This is a genomic window from Amycolatopsis sp. NPDC104587 (genome assembly GCF_055583645.1).
On record NZ_JBVJNO010000027.1, the window covers coordinates 29859 to 46870 of the forward strand.

The 17012-nt window shown below is 73.9% G+C and carries 15 protein-coding genes; 8 read left to right on the forward strand and 7 right to left on the reverse strand.

The window, feature by feature from the left end:
* Nucleotides 1-350: 350 nt before the first annotated feature.
* Nucleotides 351-809 carry a glycogen operon protein GlgX gene (locus tag ACZ61C_RS46860; protein ID WP_465314475.1) on the reverse strand — a complete coding sequence of 153 codons (459 nt, stop codon included), beginning with the start codon at nucleotides 807-809 and terminating at the stop codon, nucleotides 351-353.
* 80 nt (nucleotides 810-889) lie between these two features.
* On the opposite strand from ACZ61C_RS46860, the gene ACZ61C_RS46865 reads away from it, so the two are divergent.
* From ACZ61C_RS46865 to ACZ61C_RS46875, 3 genes are all read left to right on the forward strand, one after another.
* Entirely contained in the window at nucleotides 890-1624 is a 735-nt protein-coding gene (locus tag ACZ61C_RS46865) for a TetR family transcriptional regulator (RefSeq protein WP_465314476.1), read from the forward strand.
* 78 nt (nucleotides 1625-1702) lie between these two features.
* Complete coding sequence (locus ACZ61C_RS46870; protein ID WP_465314477.1) at nucleotides 1703-2632, forward strand: trypsin-like serine peptidase; 930 nt, start codon at nucleotides 1703-1705, stop codon at nucleotides 2630-2632.
* 56 nt (nucleotides 2633-2688) lie between these two features.
* Nucleotides 2689-5448 carry an AfsR/SARP family transcriptional regulator gene (locus ACZ61C_RS46875; RefSeq protein ID WP_465314478.1) on the forward strand — a complete coding sequence of 920 codons (2760 nt, stop codon included), beginning with the start codon at nucleotides 2689-2691 and terminating at the stop codon, nucleotides 5446-5448.
* A 10-nt stretch (nucleotides 5449-5458) separates the two neighbouring features.
* Here ACZ61C_RS46875 and ACZ61C_RS46880 read toward each other — a convergent pair whose 3' ends face one another.
* Nucleotides 5459-6109 (reverse strand): TetR/AcrR family transcriptional regulator, encoded by a 651-nt coding sequence (locus ACZ61C_RS46880; RefSeq protein ID WP_465314479.1) that lies wholly within the window; start codon nucleotides 6107-6109, stop codon nucleotides 5459-5461.
* Nucleotides 6110-6201: 92 nt separating this feature from the next.
* Here ACZ61C_RS46880 and ACZ61C_RS46885 point away from each other — a divergent pair, with 92 nt between their 5' ends.
* From ACZ61C_RS46885 to ACZ61C_RS46895, 3 genes are all read left to right on the forward strand, one after another.
* Complete coding sequence (locus ACZ61C_RS46885) at nucleotides 6202-7086, forward strand: SDR family NAD(P)-dependent oxidoreductase (RefSeq protein WP_465314480.1); 885 nt, start codon at nucleotides 6202-6204, stop codon at nucleotides 7084-7086.
* A gap of 99 nt (nucleotides 7087-7185) precedes the next feature.
* On the forward strand, nucleotides 7186-7929 hold the full coding sequence (locus ACZ61C_RS46890; protein ID WP_465314481.1) for a hypothetical protein: 744 nt from the start codon (nucleotides 7186-7188) through the stop codon (nucleotides 7927-7929).
* A gap of 214 nt (nucleotides 7930-8143) precedes the next feature.
* Nucleotides 8144-10906, forward strand: a complete 2763-nt coding sequence (locus ACZ61C_RS46895) for an AfsR/SARP family transcriptional regulator (RefSeq protein ID WP_465314482.1) — start codon at nucleotides 8144-8146, stop codon at nucleotides 10904-10906.
* On the opposite strand, the gene ACZ61C_RS46900 is transcribed toward ACZ61C_RS46895, so the two are convergent.
* Both ACZ61C_RS46900 and ACZ61C_RS46905 read right to left on the reverse strand, forming a co-directional pair.
* Nucleotides 10903-11079, reverse strand: a complete 177-nt coding sequence (locus tag ACZ61C_RS46900; RefSeq protein ID WP_465314483.1) for a hypothetical protein — start codon at nucleotides 11077-11079, stop codon at nucleotides 10903-10905. The genes ACZ61C_RS46895 and ACZ61C_RS46900 overlap by 4 nt on opposite strands.
* A gap of 84 nt (nucleotides 11080-11163) precedes the next feature.
* Nucleotides 11164-11952, reverse strand: a complete 789-nt coding sequence (locus tag ACZ61C_RS46905) for a GAF and ANTAR domain-containing protein (RefSeq protein WP_465314484.1) — start codon at nucleotides 11950-11952, stop codon at nucleotides 11164-11166.
* 181 nt (nucleotides 11953-12133) lie between these two features.
* Here ACZ61C_RS46905 and ACZ61C_RS46910 point away from each other — a divergent pair, with 181 nt between their 5' ends.
* On the forward strand, nucleotides 12134-12514 hold the full coding sequence (locus ACZ61C_RS46910; protein ID WP_465314485.1) for an STAS domain-containing protein: 381 nt from the start codon (nucleotides 12134-12136) through the stop codon (nucleotides 12512-12514).
* A gap of 69 nt (nucleotides 12515-12583) precedes the next feature.
* Here the strand turns inward: ACZ61C_RS46910 and ACZ61C_RS46915 are convergent, their stop codons facing one another.
* Nucleotides 12584-14098, reverse strand: a complete 1515-nt coding sequence (locus tag ACZ61C_RS46915) for a phosphodiester glycosidase family protein (protein ID WP_465314486.1) — start codon at nucleotides 14096-14098, stop codon at nucleotides 12584-12586.
* A gap of 88 nt (nucleotides 14099-14186) precedes the next feature.
* Between ACZ61C_RS46915 and ACZ61C_RS46920 the strand changes: the two genes are divergently transcribed.
* Nucleotides 14187-15026: an LLM class F420-dependent oxidoreductase gene (locus ACZ61C_RS46920; RefSeq protein WP_465314488.1), complete on the forward strand. Its 840-nt coding sequence runs from the start codon at nucleotides 14187-14189 to the stop codon at nucleotides 15024-15026.
* A 3-nt stretch (nucleotides 15027-15029) separates the two neighbouring features.
* On the opposite strand, the gene ACZ61C_RS46925 is transcribed toward ACZ61C_RS46920, so the two are convergent.
* Nucleotides 15030-15923, reverse strand: a complete 894-nt coding sequence (locus tag ACZ61C_RS46925; protein ID WP_465314489.1) for an isocitrate lyase/PEP mutase family protein — start codon at nucleotides 15921-15923, stop codon at nucleotides 15030-15032.
* Nucleotides 15924-15950: 27 nt separating this feature from the next.
* A complete protein-coding gene (locus ACZ61C_RS46930; RefSeq protein ID WP_465314490.1) occupies nucleotides 15951-16931 on the reverse strand; it encodes a substrate-binding domain-containing protein in 981 nt (326 codons plus the stop codon).
* Nucleotides 16932-17012 lie beyond the last annotated feature (81 nt).

The following is a 17012-nucleotide window of genomic DNA, read 5'->3' on the forward strand; positions in this document are numbered from 1 at the left end:
CACGTCTACGAAGGCACGACCCACGGGCTCGACCTTTCCCCGAATGGCTGACCCGACCGTGCTGGTGGGCGCGGTGCCAAGAGTCTTGGCGCGTTGTGCGGGCAGCACTTTTTTGGTCGCGAACTACCCCGCCAACGGCTATAGCGGCTGAAAGAGCTACCGGGTCGTCGGCTATGTCGAAAAGGGCGATCGGGTGCGCTGTGCGGAAGGTGTCGATCTCGGGTGCCGCTACACGGCGTGCGGTGTGTCCGATGGCAACGGCCGGGTCCGCCTGATCTCCGCCGACAACACGGTCCGCGGGTGGTCACCGCAGGCGTGCGTCGTCGACCAGAAGTGACCCGCCGGAGCGGCTAAGCGGGCCGTGCCGCCGCGAGGACCGCGTCCAGGCTCGGGAGCCAGCGCTGGTGGGGATCCGGCGCCTTGAGCCACTCCGTGGCCGCGTCCGTGCGCTGGGAGCCGGTCGGCAGGGGGAGCAGCGCGCCCCACGCCAGCACCTCGACGGCCTGGGGCAGCGTCTCGCGGGCGGGCACGAGCCCGTCGATCTCCGCAAGCAGCGCCACCCGCCGGCCGCGCTGGGTCGCCCAGGCCAGGACCGGGCCCTCGCAGCCGTTGGCGGCGAGGCGGTCGAGGAGCCCTCCGGTGCCCAGCTTCGGCATCGTCACCGCGCCGATCCCGTTTTCCAGCGCCAGGAACGGGCGCGGGCCGCGCCACTTCACCGACCAGCCGAAGAGACGGCTGTAGTAGGCGTTGACCCGGTCGTAGTCCACGGGGTGGCTCACGGCCGGGTCGAGCTGCTGGTCGAGCGACATCGTCGGCGCCTTCCGCTGGGGTGAGAACCAGCTTAACGGCACTGAGTGCCGCTAGCAAGCCCGGCTGCTACCGTCCGGGGATGACCGATACCCCCCGCCGCGTGCCGGCCACCCGGGCCGGGGCGACGCCGGCGGGTCGTCGGCGGTTGCGCCGGGAGCTCGCCGCCGCGGCCGTGGACCTCTTCGCCGCCCACGGTTACGAGGCCACCACGGTCGACGAGATCGCGGCGGCCGCCGGGGTGGGACGCCGCACCTTCTTCCGGTACTTCGACACCAAGGACGACGTGCTCTTCGCCAACCACGACGAGATCGTGGCGGAGATGGAGGAGGCGTTCGCCGCCGCGGACCCGGCGCGCGACCCGGTGGAGGTGGCCTGCGACGCGGTCGGGCTGGTGCTCGGCTCCTACGCCGCCGAGCTCGACGTGTCGCTCAAGCGGTTCGCGCTGACCCGGACGGTTCCTTCATTGCGGGACAAGGAGGTCGCGACCGTCGACCGCTACCAGCGCGTGCTCGCCCGCTACCTGCAGGCCCGCTTCGAGGCGGCCGGCGACGAGGCGGCGAGCCTGCGCGCGGCCGTCGCCGCGGCCGCGATCGCCGCCGCCAACAACCACGTGCTCCGGCGCTGGCTGCGCGCCGGGGGCCGGGACGACATCACGGCCGCCGCGGCCGAGGCGTTCGCGCTGGTCGTGGAAGCGTTCCGGGCGCCAAAGACCGGCGAGGAGGGCACCGTGGTCGCGGTGATGACCACGGCGACGCCCCTGCGCGAGGTCGTCGCCCAGCTCAGCGCGGCGCTGCACGGCGACCGGACGAGCTGACCTCTGGCACTCAGTGCCATAGCGGCAAGATCACCCGGCCGGCTGGCAACCCCGGCGACGAGCGGGCGTCCCCCGGACATGAGCCCGAACCTGACGAAGCCGCGCCGCGCCCTTGCCCGAGCCGTCACCCTGCTGGCGGTGGCCGGCGCCGCGGCGGCGGTGGCGGCCGCGCCGGCGACCGCGGCCGGTGACGACCAGGTCGTGACCCGCGTGAGCGAGGCCGACCGTGCCGCGGCGCTGGCCCATTGGACGCCGGAACGGATGCGGCAGTGGGCCGGTGACGACTCCCTGCCCCCGGCCGAAAAGATCGGCCGCGTGTGGACCGGGCCGGTGCCCGCGGGGGTCGGCAGGCTGTTCCTCACCGCCGAACCCGGCGTCGACGAGTCCTGCACCGCGACCGTGGTTCCCAGCTCCAGCAAGGACGTCGCGCTCACCGCCGGGCACTGCGTCAACGGCGGCCTGGACCGCTTCGACAACCCGATCAAGATCGTCAACGTCGTGTTCGTGCCCGGTTACGACCACGGGAAGGCGCCGCACGGGGTGTTCCCGGTCCGGGCCTTCGCCTGGTCCGCCACCTACTCGGGCCCCACCAGCGGGACCGACGACGACGCGGTGCTGGCCCTGGACCCGGTCGGCGGCCGGCACGTCGCCGACGTCGCGGGCACGCAGGACGTCTCTTTCGCGCAGCCACCGTCCCCTGTGGACACAACCCTCCTCGGGTACCCCGTCTCGAAGCTGGCCGGCGGCGAGGCGCTGGTCTCCTGCGCCCGGCCCGCCACCTTCGAAGCCAACTCGGTGAGCTCGGTGTGGAAGACCGGCTGCGACCTCGCCGGCGGCGCCAGCGGCGGTCCGTGGCTGCGGGACTTCGACCCCGTCACCGGCACGGGCACCCTCTTCGGCGTCACCAGCCGCGGCTCGATGAACGAGGACCTCGTCACGCTGGACCTCACCAGCGCCGCCTTCACCGATCCGGTGCGGAAGCTCTACGAACGCGCCGGGGAGCTCTGAGCCGCGCACCGGTGGGATAGTGGAGGTCCGAACCTGGGGGAGCAGGGGAGGTCGGTGTGGCGACGCTGGTGCGTCTGCTGGGCGAGGTGGCCGCGCGGGTCGGCGGGCGGGACGTCGAGCTGGGTGGTCCCCGGCAGCGTTGCGTCCTCGCCGCCCTGGCGGTCGACGCGGGGCACGTGGTCCCGGTGGACCGGCTGGTCGAGCGGGTCTGGGGCGCCGACGCGGCGCCGCGGGCGCGGACCACGCTGCACGGCTACCTCTCGCGGCTGCGCCGGGCGTTCGGGGACGCGGCCGACCTGGGCATCGTGCGGCGCTCGGGGGGTTACGTCCTGACGAGTGGCCCGGACCCGGTTGTCGACCTGCACCACTTCCGCGAGCTGTGCCGGCAGGCCCGCGCGGACGACGGTGATGCCCGGGCGCTGACCGACGCGCTGGCGCTGTGGCACGGCGAGCCGCTGACCGGAGTGGACGGTGAGTGGGCCGACGCCGAGCGCGTCCGGCTGCGCGGCGAGCGGCTGGCGGCGCAGCACGACCTGGCCGACACCCGGTTGCGGCTGGGCCAGGGCGCCGACCTGGTGCCCGAGCTGTTCGCCCGTACCGCGGAACACCCCTTCGACGAGCGGGTGGCGGGGCAGTACCTGTCGGCGCTGCACCAGGCCGGGCGCGTGGGGGAGGCGTCGGAGCACTACCGGCGGTTCCGCACGCGCCTGGTCGAGGAGCTCGGCACCGATCCCGGCCCCGCGATCCAGGCGTTGCACCAGCGCATCCTCGCCGCCGGGCCGCCGCTGCCGGCCGGTCCCCGCGCGCCGGCCGCCCCGCGGCAGCTGCCGGCGCCGCCCCGGGCGTTCGTCGGCCGCGGCGCGGAGCTGGACCGCCTCGACGCCGTGCTCGGCGACGCTCCGGGCGGGACGGTCGTGATCTCGGCGCTCTCCGGCGCGGGCGGTATCGGCAAGACGTGGCTGGCCCTGCACTGGGCCCACCGCCACGCGGCCCGGTTCCCGGACGGGCAGCTGTTCGTCGACCTGCGGGGGTTCAGCCCGGAGAACGCGCCGATGGCCCCGGCCGTCGCGGTGCGGGGGTTCCTCGACACGCTCGGCGTCGAACCCGAGCGCATCCCGGTCGACCTGCACGCGCAGTCGGCGCTGTTCCGCAGCCTGCTGGCGGGCAAACGGGTGCTGCTGGTGCTGGACAACGCCGCCGACACCGCGCAGGTCTCGGCGCTGCTGCCGGGCAGCACGTCGTGCTCGGTCCTGGTGACCAGCCGCAACCGCCTCACCGGGCTGATCACCGGCCACGGCGCGCAGCACCTCCCGGTGGACGTGCTGTCGGGCACCGAAGCCCGCGCGCTGCTGACCGACCGGCTGGGCGCGGCCCGGGTGGCGGCGGAACCGGCCGTCGTCGACCGCCTGATCGGGCTGTGTGGCGGGTTCCCGCTCGCGTTGAGCATCGTCGCCGGCCACGCCCACACCCGCCCCGACCTCCCGCTCGCCGCCCTCGCCGCGGAGCTGCACGACCTCGGCCTCGGCGCGCTGGACAGCGAAGACCCCACCGCCAGCCTGCCCGCCGTGTTGTCCTGGTCCCACCGCGCGCTGAGCACGGCGCAGGCGAAGACGTTCGCGTTGCTTGGGCTCGCTCCGGGTCCGGACCTGAGCCTCGCAGCCGCGGCGAGCCTCGCCGGACTGTCCACAAAGGACACCAGGGCAATGCTGCGCAGCCTCGAACAGGCGTCGCTCGTGGCCCAGGACGCCCACGGCCGGTGGGGGATGCACGACCTGATCCGCCGCTTCGCCGTGACCACCGGCCGGTCCCTGCCCGAGGTCGAGCGGGAAACGGCGTTGCGGCGCGTGCTGGACTTCTACCTGCACACCGCGTCCGCCGCCGACAAGCTGCTGTACCCGCACTCGCAGGCGATGCCCCTCGACCCGCCGCTGGCCGGGACGGTCCGGCACGCCCTGCCCGACGCGGCGACGGCGTTGGCGTGGTTCGACGCCGAGCACCCGAACCTCCTGACGGCGCAGCAGCTCGCGCGCGGCCGCGGGTGGCACGAGCTCGTCTGGCAGCTGACCTGGGCGCTCAACACGTTCCAGACCCGCCGCGGGCACCGGTACGACCAGCTCGCCGCGTGCCGGGCCGGGCTGGCCGCCACCGAGCACCTGCCCGCCGCCGCGCGGATCCTCGCCCACCGCCTGCTCGGCCGCGCCCACCTCGAGCTCGGCCGGCGCGAAGACGCACTCGAACAGCTGCACCGCGCGCTGGAGCTGGCCGCGAAGCACGACGACCGGGCGACCCAGGCCCACACGCACCGGACGCTGGCGCTGGCGTGGGAGCAGTGGGGTGACGACCGGCGCGCGCTGGAGCACGCCACGCGGGCCCTGGACATCCACCGCACCCTCGGCAACCCGCTGTGGGAGGCGATGGCGCTCAACGCGGTGGGCTGGTGCGAGGCCCGCGTCGGCGAGTACGACCACGCCCGCGAGCACTGCCGCGACGCGCTGGTCCTGTTCCGCCGCCACGACGACGTCAACGGCGTGGCGGCCACTTTGGACAGTCTCGGGTGGATCGACCACCACACCGGCCGGCACGAGGAAGCCGTCCGGAACTACGAGCAGTCCGTGATCCGGTACCGGGAGCTGGGCGACGGCTACCAGACCGCGACGACCCTGGCCAACCTCGGCGACCCGCTGGTCTCGCTCGGCCGCCCCGGCGACGCGCGGGCGGCGTGGTCCGAGGCGGAGGAGCTGTACCGGCAGCAGGGCCGGGACGAGGATGCCGAGCGGGTCCGGTTGCAGCGGAAGGCGGTCGGCCGGCCCGTCTGATCGTGGTCGCTCAGGTGCGCGCCGCGCCGAGGGTGACCGCCGTCAGCAATGTCGTGAGCTGCTCCCGGAAGCGCAGCGCGTTGTGGGCCCAGCGGGGCTCCTCCTCGTACAGCCGGCGCAGGGTCGGGGACGGCCGGGACAGCTGGTACAGGTAGGCCGCGCAGCTCATCGCCGCCGTCAGGACCGTTCGGGCGCCGTCGGGGTCCAACCCCGCTCCCGTCTCGACCAGGGCGGCCGTCATGACGTCGAACGCCGATGTCGCCGCCGTTTTGTACTGGCGGGCGCGGTCCAGGCGCACCGCGCCCTCCAGGCTGAGGCCGACGTGGGTCTGCAGGTCGCAGAACAGCGGCAGCGCGTCGAGGGACCCGCTGACCACGTCGGCGACCTCGTCGGCGGTCAGGCGGCGGCCGCCGAGGTCGGCCAGCAGGCGGTCCCGCCAGCCGGCCCAGCCCTGCTCGGCCAGCTCGAGGAGCAGCTCCTCGCGGGATTCGAAGTACCGGCGCAGCGCCGACGGGTGCAGGCCGACGCGGTTCGTCACCTCGGTCAGGGTGACCTCGCGCACACCGCGGTCGATCGCGAGCTCGCGTGCGGCGGTCAGCAGGGCGGCTTTGCGGACCTCTTTGTCCTGGTCGGAGCGGGCGCGGCGGCGGGGCTGGGTCACCGCGCCAGGGTAACGCAATGCCTTTGACTTAACTTTGGGCCGGGTCTAGGGTCGAGTTAACGCAAAGACATTGCGTTAAGAAGGGGCTTCCGATGAGTGCAGTGTTCTTCGTGACCGGATCGTCGCGCGGGCTCGGCCGCCGGATCGTCGAGCAGGCCCTCGCGGCCGGGCACCGCGTCGTCGCGACCGCTCGTGACCCGAGGGCCCTCGACGACGTCGTGGCCCGCTACGGCGACCGCGTCCACGTCGAGCGGCTCGACGTCACCGACGCCGCGGCCGCCGAAACCGCGGTGGCGAACGGGGTCGCCGCCTTCGGCCGGCTCGACGTCGTGGTCAACAACGCCGGCCAGGGCGACCGGGTGTCCCTCGAGGACACCACCCTCGACGTCTTCCGCCGGCAGATCGAGACCAACTTCCTCGGCACCGTCCACGTCACGAAGGCGGCGGTTCCCGTGCTTCGCCGCCAGGGCGGCGGCCGGATCATCCAGATTTCCTCGGTGGGCGGCCGCGTCGGCAGCCCCGGGATGACCGCGTACCAGTCGGCCAAGTGGGCGGTCGGCGGGTTCACCGAGGCGCTCGCCGCCGAGGTCGCGCCGCTGGGCATCAAGCTCACCGTCCTCGAGCCGGGCGGGATGCGCACCGACTGGGGTGGCGCGTCGATGGCGACGCCGGCCATCAGCGAGCCCTACGAAGCGACCGTCGGCGCCTCGGCCCGCGCGATGGCCGACTTCGAGGAGCACGTTAACAGCGACCCGTGGAAGGTCGCCGACCTCGTGCTCACCGTCGCCGGGCTCGACGAGCCGCCGCTGCGCCTGCTCGCCGGGAGCGACGCCTACGAGTTCGGCCGCGAGGCGTGGCAGCACCGCGTCGACACCGACGCGAAGTGGGCCCACCTCAGCAGCTCGACCGACCACGACGAGGCCGGTGGCGCCTGGCGCGGCCAGCGCGGGGTGAGCCTGCCCGACGTGCGGGCGTGACGCCGTCGGGTGGTCGAGGTTCCGGATGGCCCCCGGGTGGGTAGACCACAGGTGTGAGGCTGCAGGCGCCGCCTGCTGCGACGAGTGAGAGGTGATCACATGAGCCAGGGCGACGCCCCGGTCGGGCGATCGGTGAAGACGGCGGCGGCCGGGGTCCGGGATCTGGCCGCGGAAGCCGCGCGGGTGGGGGCGGCCGCGGCCGCGCGGGCGGTCGAGATCACCGACCGGAAGCTGACCGAAGGCGCGGACGAGCTCGCGAAGGTCGGCCGAGCGGCGACCAAGGACTTCGACAAGAGCACGAAGTCCTCCCGCCGTGAAGTGCGCGCGAACTCCGTGGCCGCGCGCGACGAAGTGCTGTCCCGCGCGGTGAACCTGCGCGACCCGGGCCGGAAGGCGGCGTTGGCGGTCGCGGCTGTGGCGGGTTCGGCGGGTGACTCCGGCCGCAAGCGGCGGAAGGCCGTCGCGACGGCGAAGCGCGACCTCGCCGTCGCGCTCGAAGAGGCGAAGAGCGCGGCGCGCGGTGAACGCTCCCGCAAGTCCCGCTGGCCGTGGCTGCTGGCGCTCGGCGTGGTCGCCGGCGCCGTGGTGGCCGTGGTGCAGGTCCGGCGGTCGAACCCGTTGGTGGAAGCGGACTCCGTGTCGGCGCCGGCGCCGAACGCGACCACCACGCCGGGCGGGACGACTCCCAAGCCGGCCACGCCGGTGACCCCGGCGGCTCCGGTCGCCCCGGTTGCCGAGAAGCCGGTCGAGCCCGCGAAACCGAAGCCCGCCCAGCCGAACGGCAAGCACACCGAAGGCGCGAACGGCCACGCGGCCGCCCGCAGCCAGGACAAAGCCAAGTAGGCAAGCAGGCACCCGCCGACGGGGCGTCGCACCGGGAATACCGGTGCGGCGCCTCGTTGTCGTGCGTGGGCCCCGTGTTCCGCCGAGCGGGACGCCGGTTCCGGCGAATCCCCTGGTCAGCGTCGTCCCGCCGGTTCGCGGGCCCGGCGACCCGTGCGCTAGGTTGGAAATTCGCCGTTCGTGCGTGCGTTTGAGGGGGCAAGGCGTGGTCTCGATGATGCGCTTGCTGGGGGAGGTCGACCTGCGGGCCGGCGAAGGCACGGTGGACCTCGGGCCGCCGAAGCAGCGTTGTGTCGCGGCCGTGCTGGCCGTCGAGGCGGGCCAGGTGGTTCCCGTCGACCGGCTGGTCGAGCGGGTCTGGGGCGCCGACGCCCCGCCGCGGACGCGGACCACCCTGCACAGCTACGTCTCGCGCCTGCGGATGGCGCTGGCCGGGGTCGACGGGGTCGCCGTCGTGCGCCGGTCCGGGGGCTACACGCTGGAGATCGACCCGGACCTGTTCACCGTGGACCTCCGCCTCGGCCGCGAGCTGCGCGCGGCCGCCCGGACCGACCAGGAGGCGGCGCCGGCGCTGCTCACCCGCGCGCTGGCGTTGTGGCGGGGCGACGCCCTCACCGGGCTGGCGGGGGAGTGGGCCGAGGCCGAGCGCGAACGGCTGGGCCAGGAGCGGCTGGCGACCTGGCAGGACCTCGTCGACGCCCAGCTGCGGCGGGGCCTCGGGGAGGACCTCGTCGTCGAGCTGGCGGCGCGCACCCGGGAACACCCGCTCGACGAGCGGACGGCCGGCCAGTACCTCATGGCCCTGCACCAGGCCGGGCGCACCGCCGACGCGTTGCAGCACTTCCAGGTCGTCCGCGAGCGCCTCGCCGAGGAGCTGGGCGTGGACCCCGCCGCCGCCCTGCAGGAGCTGCACCGGCAGCTGCTGGTCGCCGAGCCGCCGCCGGCCCCCGTCGCGGACGCGGGGGAGGCGGCGGCGCCGCCCCGGCAGCTGCCCGCCGCGCCCGCGTCGTTCGTCGGCCGGCGCGCCGACCTGTCCAGTTTGGACGGTCTGCTCGCCGGTCCCGGCCCGGCCGGCACGGTGGTCATCTCGGCCATCGCGGGCGCGGGCGGGATCGGCAAGACGTGGCTGGCGCTGAGCTGGGCACACCGGCACGCCGGCCGGTTCCCGGACGGGCGGCTCTTCGTCGACCTGCGCGGGTTCAGCCCGGAGGACGAGCCGATGGCGCCCGCGGTCGCGGTGCGCGGGTTCCTGGACGCGCTCGGCGTGCCGCCGGGCCGGATCCCGGCCGAGCCGCACGCCCAGGCCGCGCTGTTCCGCAGCCTGGTCGCGGGCCGGCGGATGCTGCTGGTGCTGGACAACGCCGCGTCCACCGCCCAGGTCGTCCCGCTGCTGCCGGGCAGCCCGGGCTGCACCGTGGTGGTGACCAGCCGCAACCGGCTCTCCGGCCTGATCACCGGGCACGGCGCCCGGCAGCTGCTGCTCGACGTGCTGACCGACGAGGAAGCCCGCGCGCTGCTGGCCGACCGCCTGGGCGCGGCCCGGCTGAGCGCCGACCCGGCCGCCGTCGAGCGGCTCATCCGGCTGTGCGGCGGGTACCCGCTGGCGTTGAGCATCATCGCCGGGCAGGCCCACACCCGGCCGCGCCTGCCGCTGCCGGTGCTCGCGGACGAGCTGCAGGACCTCGGCCTCGGCGCGCTGGACGACGACGACCCGACCGCCAGCCTGCCCGCCGTGCTGTCGTGGTCGTACCAGCGGCTGTCCCCGGAGCAGGCCACGATGTTCGCGCTGCTCGCGATCGCGCCCGGCGCCGACCTCACCCTCGCGGCGGTGGCGAGCCTCGCCGGGTGCTCGCCCGCCGGCGCGCGGGCGCGGCTGCGCGGCCTGGAGGACGCGTCGCTGATCACCCAGGACGTTCGCGGCCGTTACGGCATGCACGACCTGATCCGGCGCTACGCCACCGACATCGCGCAGCGCGACCTGACCGGCGACGAGCGCGACGCGGCGCTGCGCCGGGTGTTCGACTTCTACCTCCACACCGGTTTCCACGCCGAACGGGTCCTCGCGCCCTACCGCAGCCCGATCCGGCTCGATCCGCCCGCGGCGGGGACCACCCCCCAGGCGCCGCCGGACATCACCGCCGCGATGGCCTGGTTCGAGGTCGAGTACGAGCCGCTGCTGGCGGCCCAGCAGCTGGCCGTCACACTCGGCCGGCACCGCGACGCGTGGCAGCTGGCCTGGGTCCTGACCACCTACCACTACCGGCGCGCCGACCGGGAGAAGCGGCTGGCGGTGTGGCAGGTCGCCGCGGACGCCGCCCAGCGCCTGGAAGACCCCGAAGCGCACATCGTGACCCACGCGCACCTCGGCCACGCGCTCGCCGACCTCCGGCACTACGACGAGGCGGCCGACCACCTGCACGCGTCGCTCACGCTGGCCGAACGCCACGGTGACCTCGCGGGCCAGGCCTACGCCCAGCACACGCTCGCGCAGTCCTGGATGTACCAGGAGGACTACCGCAGCGCGATCGACCGCAGCCGGCGTGCGCTGGCGCTGTTCCGGGCCCTCGGCGACCCGCTGTTCGAGGCCGTCGAGCTCAACCAGCTCGGCTGGCTCTACTGCCGGCTTCGTGAGTTCGGACCGGCGCGCGAGCACCTCGAGGCCGCGCTCACCCTGGTCCGGCGGCACCATTCGCCGTCGAACGAGGCGCACGTGCTGGGCAACCTCGGGTACATCGCCCAGCACACCGGCCGGTACTCCGAAGCGCTCGAGCACTACGCGGAGTCGCTCGCCCTGCTGCGGGAGGTGGGTGACTTGCAGAACGTGGCGCTGGCGCTGGACTGGATCGGCCAGACCCACCGCAGCCTGGGCGACGAGGAGCAGGCCCGGGCCGCGTGGCTCGAAGCGCTCGAGCTCTACCGGGAACAGGGCCGCCACCAGGCCGCCGACCGCGTCCAGGACGAGCTCGACGGTCGTTAGCGCGCCGGGACGCGGCGTGCGACGGCGGCCAGCGCGCCGGCGCCGGCCAGGAGCACGAGTGCCAGCAGGAGGTGCCACAACGCGCCGAGCCGGACGGCCAGCACGACGTTGACCAGCCCGAGCACGGCGTACACGAGCGCCAGCACGCCCAAAGCCGGTTTCCTGGCTGCCATGGTGATCCGTCCTGCCGGGGTCCACGGGGAATCGGACCGCCGGCGGCAGGTGTTACCGGACCGGCGCCAACCGATGCGAGGCGCTCAGCCGGCGGGCAGGTCGATCTCGGTGTGCCGGGCGGCGAGCGTGCCGGCCAGCTCGGCCAGCTTGACGTTGAGGTCCTGCGAGGTCCGCCGGAGCACGTCGAACGCCTCGTCGGCCGTCACCCCGCGGCGCGCCATGATGATGCCCTTGGCCTGGCCGATGACGTCCCGGCTGCGGATCGCCTCGCGCAGGTGGGTGGCCGCCAGCTCGGCGCGCGTCACCGCGTCGGTGCGGGCGATGGCGAGGGCGGCGTGCGTGGCCAGCAGGAGCAGGACGTCGCGATCGGCTTCGTCCAGGGCGTTCGGAGAGCGGCCGTAGACGTTCAGCGCGCCGGCGGAGCGGCCGGTCGGCGGGCCGGGGATGAGTGCGGTGGAGAGGACGGAACCGACCCCGAGCTCGACCGCGCCGGGGGCCCAGCGGGGCCAGCGCGGCTCGTCGGTCAGGTCCGGCGCGATCGCCACGGCCGGCCCGGCCGGTTCGGCGGCCTCGACGCACGGGCCTTCGCGGAAGCGGTACTGCAGCAGGTCGAGCTCGACGGCGACCTCGCCGGTCTCCGCCGGGGTGTGGAACCGCCCGTCCGGGCCGATCAGGGTGAAGCTCGCCAGGTCGGCGGCCGGCACCATGAGGGTGGTCGCCTCCAGGACGCGCCGCAGCACGTCCTCGACGGTGGGCGCGGTGAGCAGGCTCGCCGTCAGCTCGGCGAACTGCCGGGCCAGCGGGCCGCTGCCGGGTGCCTCGGCGGCGGCGAAGGCCGCCTTGTCCTGCTGCCATTCGTCATCGGTGGGCATGGCCGTTCTCCCTGGTGGCGCTACGGGGAAGACGGCTGGCTTCTCAACCATCGCGAGTCCCAACCTAGCCCGTCCGGGTCGCCGGTCGCCACGACCCGGGTCCGCCACGGGCGGCAAATCGATGACAAATCGATGCAAGCCGCCTAAGGTCGGGCACCGACCAGCCCGAAGGAGATCTCCTGTGCCCGAGGACGCCCCATTCCCGCTGACGGTCAGGGTGCGCACGGTGCCCGAAGCCGTCGTCGTCGCGGCGGACGGCGACCTGGACCTCGGCACCGCCCCGGTGCTGCGCGACCAGGCCCGCGAAGCCCTCGACGGCACCCCGGGCGCGCTCATCGTCGACCTGGGCGGCGTCACGTTCTGCGGTTCGGCGGGACTGCAGGTCCTGGCCGAGCTGGTCGCGGCGACGGAGGCGGCGGACCTGCCGTTCGCGGTCGCGACCGACCGGCGCGCGGTGCTGCGCGTGCTGGAGCTCACCCGGCTGGACGGCCGCCTCAGCGTGCACCCGACGGTCGCCGAAGCCCAAGCCTGGATCCGCGCCCGGCGCCGTCACTTTCCCTGAGAAAGAGGCGTCCGGACGCTCGCAACCCCGTCACTTTCCCTAGGAAAGATGCGCCGCCTCACGCGGATTTCACGGCGAGGAGCGGTGGGGGAGGACCAGCAGTGCGTCGCCGACCGGCCGTTCTCCCGTGGCGTCCGAAGGTGAGCTCACCAGCTTGCCGCCGATCGCCATCGCGGTCGAGCCGCCGCCGTCCAGGTTGATCGCGGTCACCGCGCCCAGGCGCGCCATCAGCTGCGCGCCCTCGACCAGCGACAGCCCCTCGCTGTACCCCGGCTGACGGCCGTCGACCGTCACGACCAGCAGGCGGCCCTGGCGGTCGAGCCCGACCATGGTGCGCGGGTTGCGTTTGACGCCCCAGCCGTACACGAACGACGGGTCACCGGGGTGCACAACCCCGTCCGCCGCCGCGTTCACCGAGATTCGTCCATTGTGGACCAGCCACGGGCCGCCGTTGACCACGCCGGCCGGGTGGGCCGGGCGGGAGCCCTCGAACACGCGGGTTTCGACGCGCAGCTTCGCGCCCGGCCGGGCGTGCCCGGTCAGCCAGGTCGCCGCCGTGCCGATGCCCTGCACCGTGTGGCCGCCCGCGGGCACCTCGCCGCCGGCCGGACGCACCGCCGTCACCACGTCACGCGCGTCGAGCACCGCCTCGACAGCGTCGCCGGCCGGAGTCGGCGTGCCCAGCTGGGGCGTGAACAGCACCAGCTCGTCCGGGTGGGTGCACGTCGTGTCGTGCAGCGGACGGTCGGTCGGGACGTCGCCGGGCTCGCCGCAGTTGCGCACGATCCCCGGCTTGCGGTTGACGCCGTCGACCACACGGCCGCCGACGGTCACCACCGTCCGCGGGACGCCGATCGACGGGTGGTCGCCGAGGAAGAGGGCGGGTCGTCCGGTGGTCGCTTCGCTCTGCAGCCGGCCCTGGTAGACGCCGACGCCGGCCGGCTCGCCGGGGATGCCGTCGCGCGGGTCGATCACGAAGAACCCGCCGTTCGTGCCGACGAGCGCGCCGGCCGCGGCCGCCAGCGCCGACGTCGTCCGACGTCCCGACACCGATTCGCCGTGGGACGCGACGACGCTTCCGGTGAACCGCCGAGGATCGACGACGGCGACCCGCACGTGCTGCGGCCCCCGGGCCTCCGGCCCGTCCTGGCCGGTCCACTCGACCGTGGTGGTGAAGCCGGTCATCGCGCTTGCCGTCGCAGCGGCCTGCGCGCGGTCGGCGAATGAGCCGACCCGCACCCGCCAGCCGAGGGCGCCCCTCGGGGTGTCGGTGAAGCCCGGCCAGTCGACGCGCTCGGCCCGCGCCGCGAAACCCTTGCCGCGCAACGAGGTCACCAGCGTCTCGGCGTGCTCGCGGCTGCCGAGCGCGGACGGCGGCGCGTCCGGGTCGGGGCTCGACCCGCCGGGGACCAGCACGGTGATCGTCCACGTGTTGTGGCCGGTGCCTTCGCCGGTCACCGTGGTGTGGACGGTGACGCCGGGCGCGAGCGTGTCGTCGCCGGCCGACGCGGGCGTGCCCAGTGCGACGGTCAGCGCGGCGGACAGGGCCAGCGCGGCGGGGAGCTTCGTCTTCGCGCGAGGCAAGCTACCCCGGCGGGGTGGACTTCTCCCGGGTTCCGGCCGAACTTCCGGTGTACGGCCCTGGAGGAACTCCAGGTTTACGATCGTGATCATGCGATTCGCCATCAAGACCTCGCCCCAGAACACCGTCTGGGCCGACATGCTCGCCGTCTGGCAGGCCGCCGACGAGATCGAGCTGTTCGAATCCGGCTGGACGTTCGACCACTTCTATCCCATTTTCTCCGATTCGACCGGGCCGTGCCTGGAAGGGTGGGTCACGCTCACCGCGCTCGCGCAGGCGACCAAGCGGCTCCGCCTGGGCACGCTGGTCAGCGGCATCCACTACCGCCACCCCGCGCTGCTGGCGAACATGGCCGCGACGCTCGACATCGTCTCCGGCGGCCGGCTGGAGATCGGCATCGGCGCCGGCTGGAACGAAGAGGAGTCCGGCGCCTACGGCATGGAGCTCGGCACGGTCAAGGAACGCAGCGACCGCTTCGAGGAGGGCTGTGAGGTCCTCGTGGGCCTGCTGACCCAGGAGACGACGACCTTCAAGGGTGCGCACTACCAGCTGACCGACGCCCGCTGCGAGCCGAAGGGCGTGCAGACGCCGCACCCGCCGATCTGCATCGGCGGCAGCGGCGAGAAGCGCACCCTGCGCACGACCGCGAAGTACGCCCAGCACTGGAACTTCGTCGGCGGCACCCCCGAGGAGTTCGCGCACAAGCGCGACGTCCTGCACCGCCACTGCGCGGACATCGGCCGCGACCCGGCGGAGATCACGCTGTCCTCGCACGTCCGCCTCGGCCCGGACGCCGACTACGCCAAGGTCGCCGCGGAAGCGGAGGCTCTCGGCGAGGTGGGCCTCGACCTGGCGATCGTCTACCTGCCGCCGCCGCACACCCCGGCCGTGCTGGAGCCGCTGGCGAAGGCGCTCGAGCCGCTGCGCTGACGCTCAGCCGTTGCCGTAGGTTTCGCCGATCTCGTTGACCTCCGGCAGGCCGACGAGATCGGCGAAACCGGTCAGGCCCGGCAGGTCCCGCACCACACCGGCCGGCGTCCCGTCCCGGGCGATCCGCCCGAGCACGGCCCGCATCGCCTCGGTGGCGGCCAGGAGTGTCGAAACAGGACAGATGACGAGCCGGAAACCCAGCTCCCGCAGGCGGTCCCGGCCCAGCGGCGGGGTCTTGCCGCCCTCGGCCCAGTTGAACAGCAGCGGCACGTCGCGGAAGACGTCGGCGACCCGTTCGATCTCGGCCTCGGACTGCAGCGCCTCGACGAAGAGCATGTCGGCGCCCGCGTCCCGGTAGCGGCGGGCCCGGTCGATCGCCGCGTCGAGCCCTTCGACCGCGCGGGCGTCGGTCCGCGCGATCAGCAGGAAGTCCGGGTCGTGGCGGGCCGCGACGGCCGCCCGCACCCGGTCGGTCATCGTCTCGGCCGGCACCACGCGCTTGCCTTCCAGGTGCCCGCAGCGCTTCGGCGCGACCTGGTCTTCGAGGTGGATCGCCGCGACCCCGGCGGCTTCGTACTCCCGCACCGTGCGGATGACGTTGAGGGCGTTGCCGTACCCGGTGTCCGCGTCGGCGATCACCGGCACCTCGACCGCCGAGCGCAGCCGCCCCGCGGCCTGGACCATCTCGGTCATCGTGAGCAGGCCGACGTCGGGCCGGCCGAGCAGCGACGCGGTCGTGCCGAACCCGGTCAGGTAGACGGCGGGGAAACCGGCCGCCTCGACCAGCCGTGCGCTCAGGGCGTCGAACGCGCCCGGCGCCACGACGACCTCGTCACCGGCCAGCAGCTCCCGCAGCCGCGCGGGACCGGGCACCCGCGGCGCCAGCAGATCGGCCACGACGATCACCTCCTGGCGCCACCGTACTCACGTGTCGAGCAGCTCCGGGGTGAACAGCTCCTCGACCGTCCACCGCCGCGAAGACAGCCCTTGTTCGTGGTGGTAGCGCAGGTAAGTCTCCAGCGTGGCGCGATTGGCGGCGACACCGTAGGGCCACCAGTCCGCGCCGAACTCCGCTTCGTTGCGCTCCACCAGCGCGTTCATCCACGGCACCATCGTCTGCACCTCGTAGAGCCGCCGGGCGCTGCGGTAGCGGTCGGCCGCGGTGTCCTTCGCCGTGGAGAAGACGCGGTAGACGTCACGGGCGAGGCCGGGCACGTCCGCCAGCAGGTCGCGCCGGACGACGATCGTGTGCATGATCGGGAAGATCCCGGTGCGCCGGTGGTAGTCGCGTTCGAGCGGCTCGAAGTCGGGGAACAGCCGGACGACGTCCGGTGACCCGTCGAGCACGCACTGCGGGACGTTCGCGGTGAACAGCGCGTCGATCTCGCCGGTTTCGAGCATCGAGTTCAGCGTCCGGCCTTCGGGCGCTTCGGACACGTCGAGGTCGTCCGGGTGCGGGTGGGGGATGAAACCGAACGGCGGGGCCGGGTGCTCGAGGCCGCCGATCACCCAGCGGTTGCGGCGGGGTTCGAAGCCGTGCTCGTCCATGAGGATTCCCTTGGCCCACACGCCGGAGTCCTGGCCGTAGGTGCCGAACTCACCGATGGTCCGGCCGGCGAGATCACCCGGACCGGTGATCCCGGACCCCCGGTGGACGAAGACGCACGAATGGCGGAACACGCGGTTGGGGAAGATCGGCAGCGCCACGTACGGCAGGTCTTCCTCGAGCAGGCGCAGGTAGAAGGTCAGGCCGAGCTCGGCGATGTCGTACTCGTGCCCGCTGATCGCGCGTTCGAAGATGTCCGGCAGCGTGGGGGCGGATTTCGCGGTGTACCCGGGCTCGGGGTCGTCGAAGAGCGCGCGGGTCGTGTCGTACTCGTAACAGCCGATCGTCAAAGGGGTCATGCCTTCGATCGTCGGCCGCCACGGCCCGGGGTGTCCAAGTCCGGCTCGGTGAACTCGATACCGTGCCGGTATCGTGTTCGG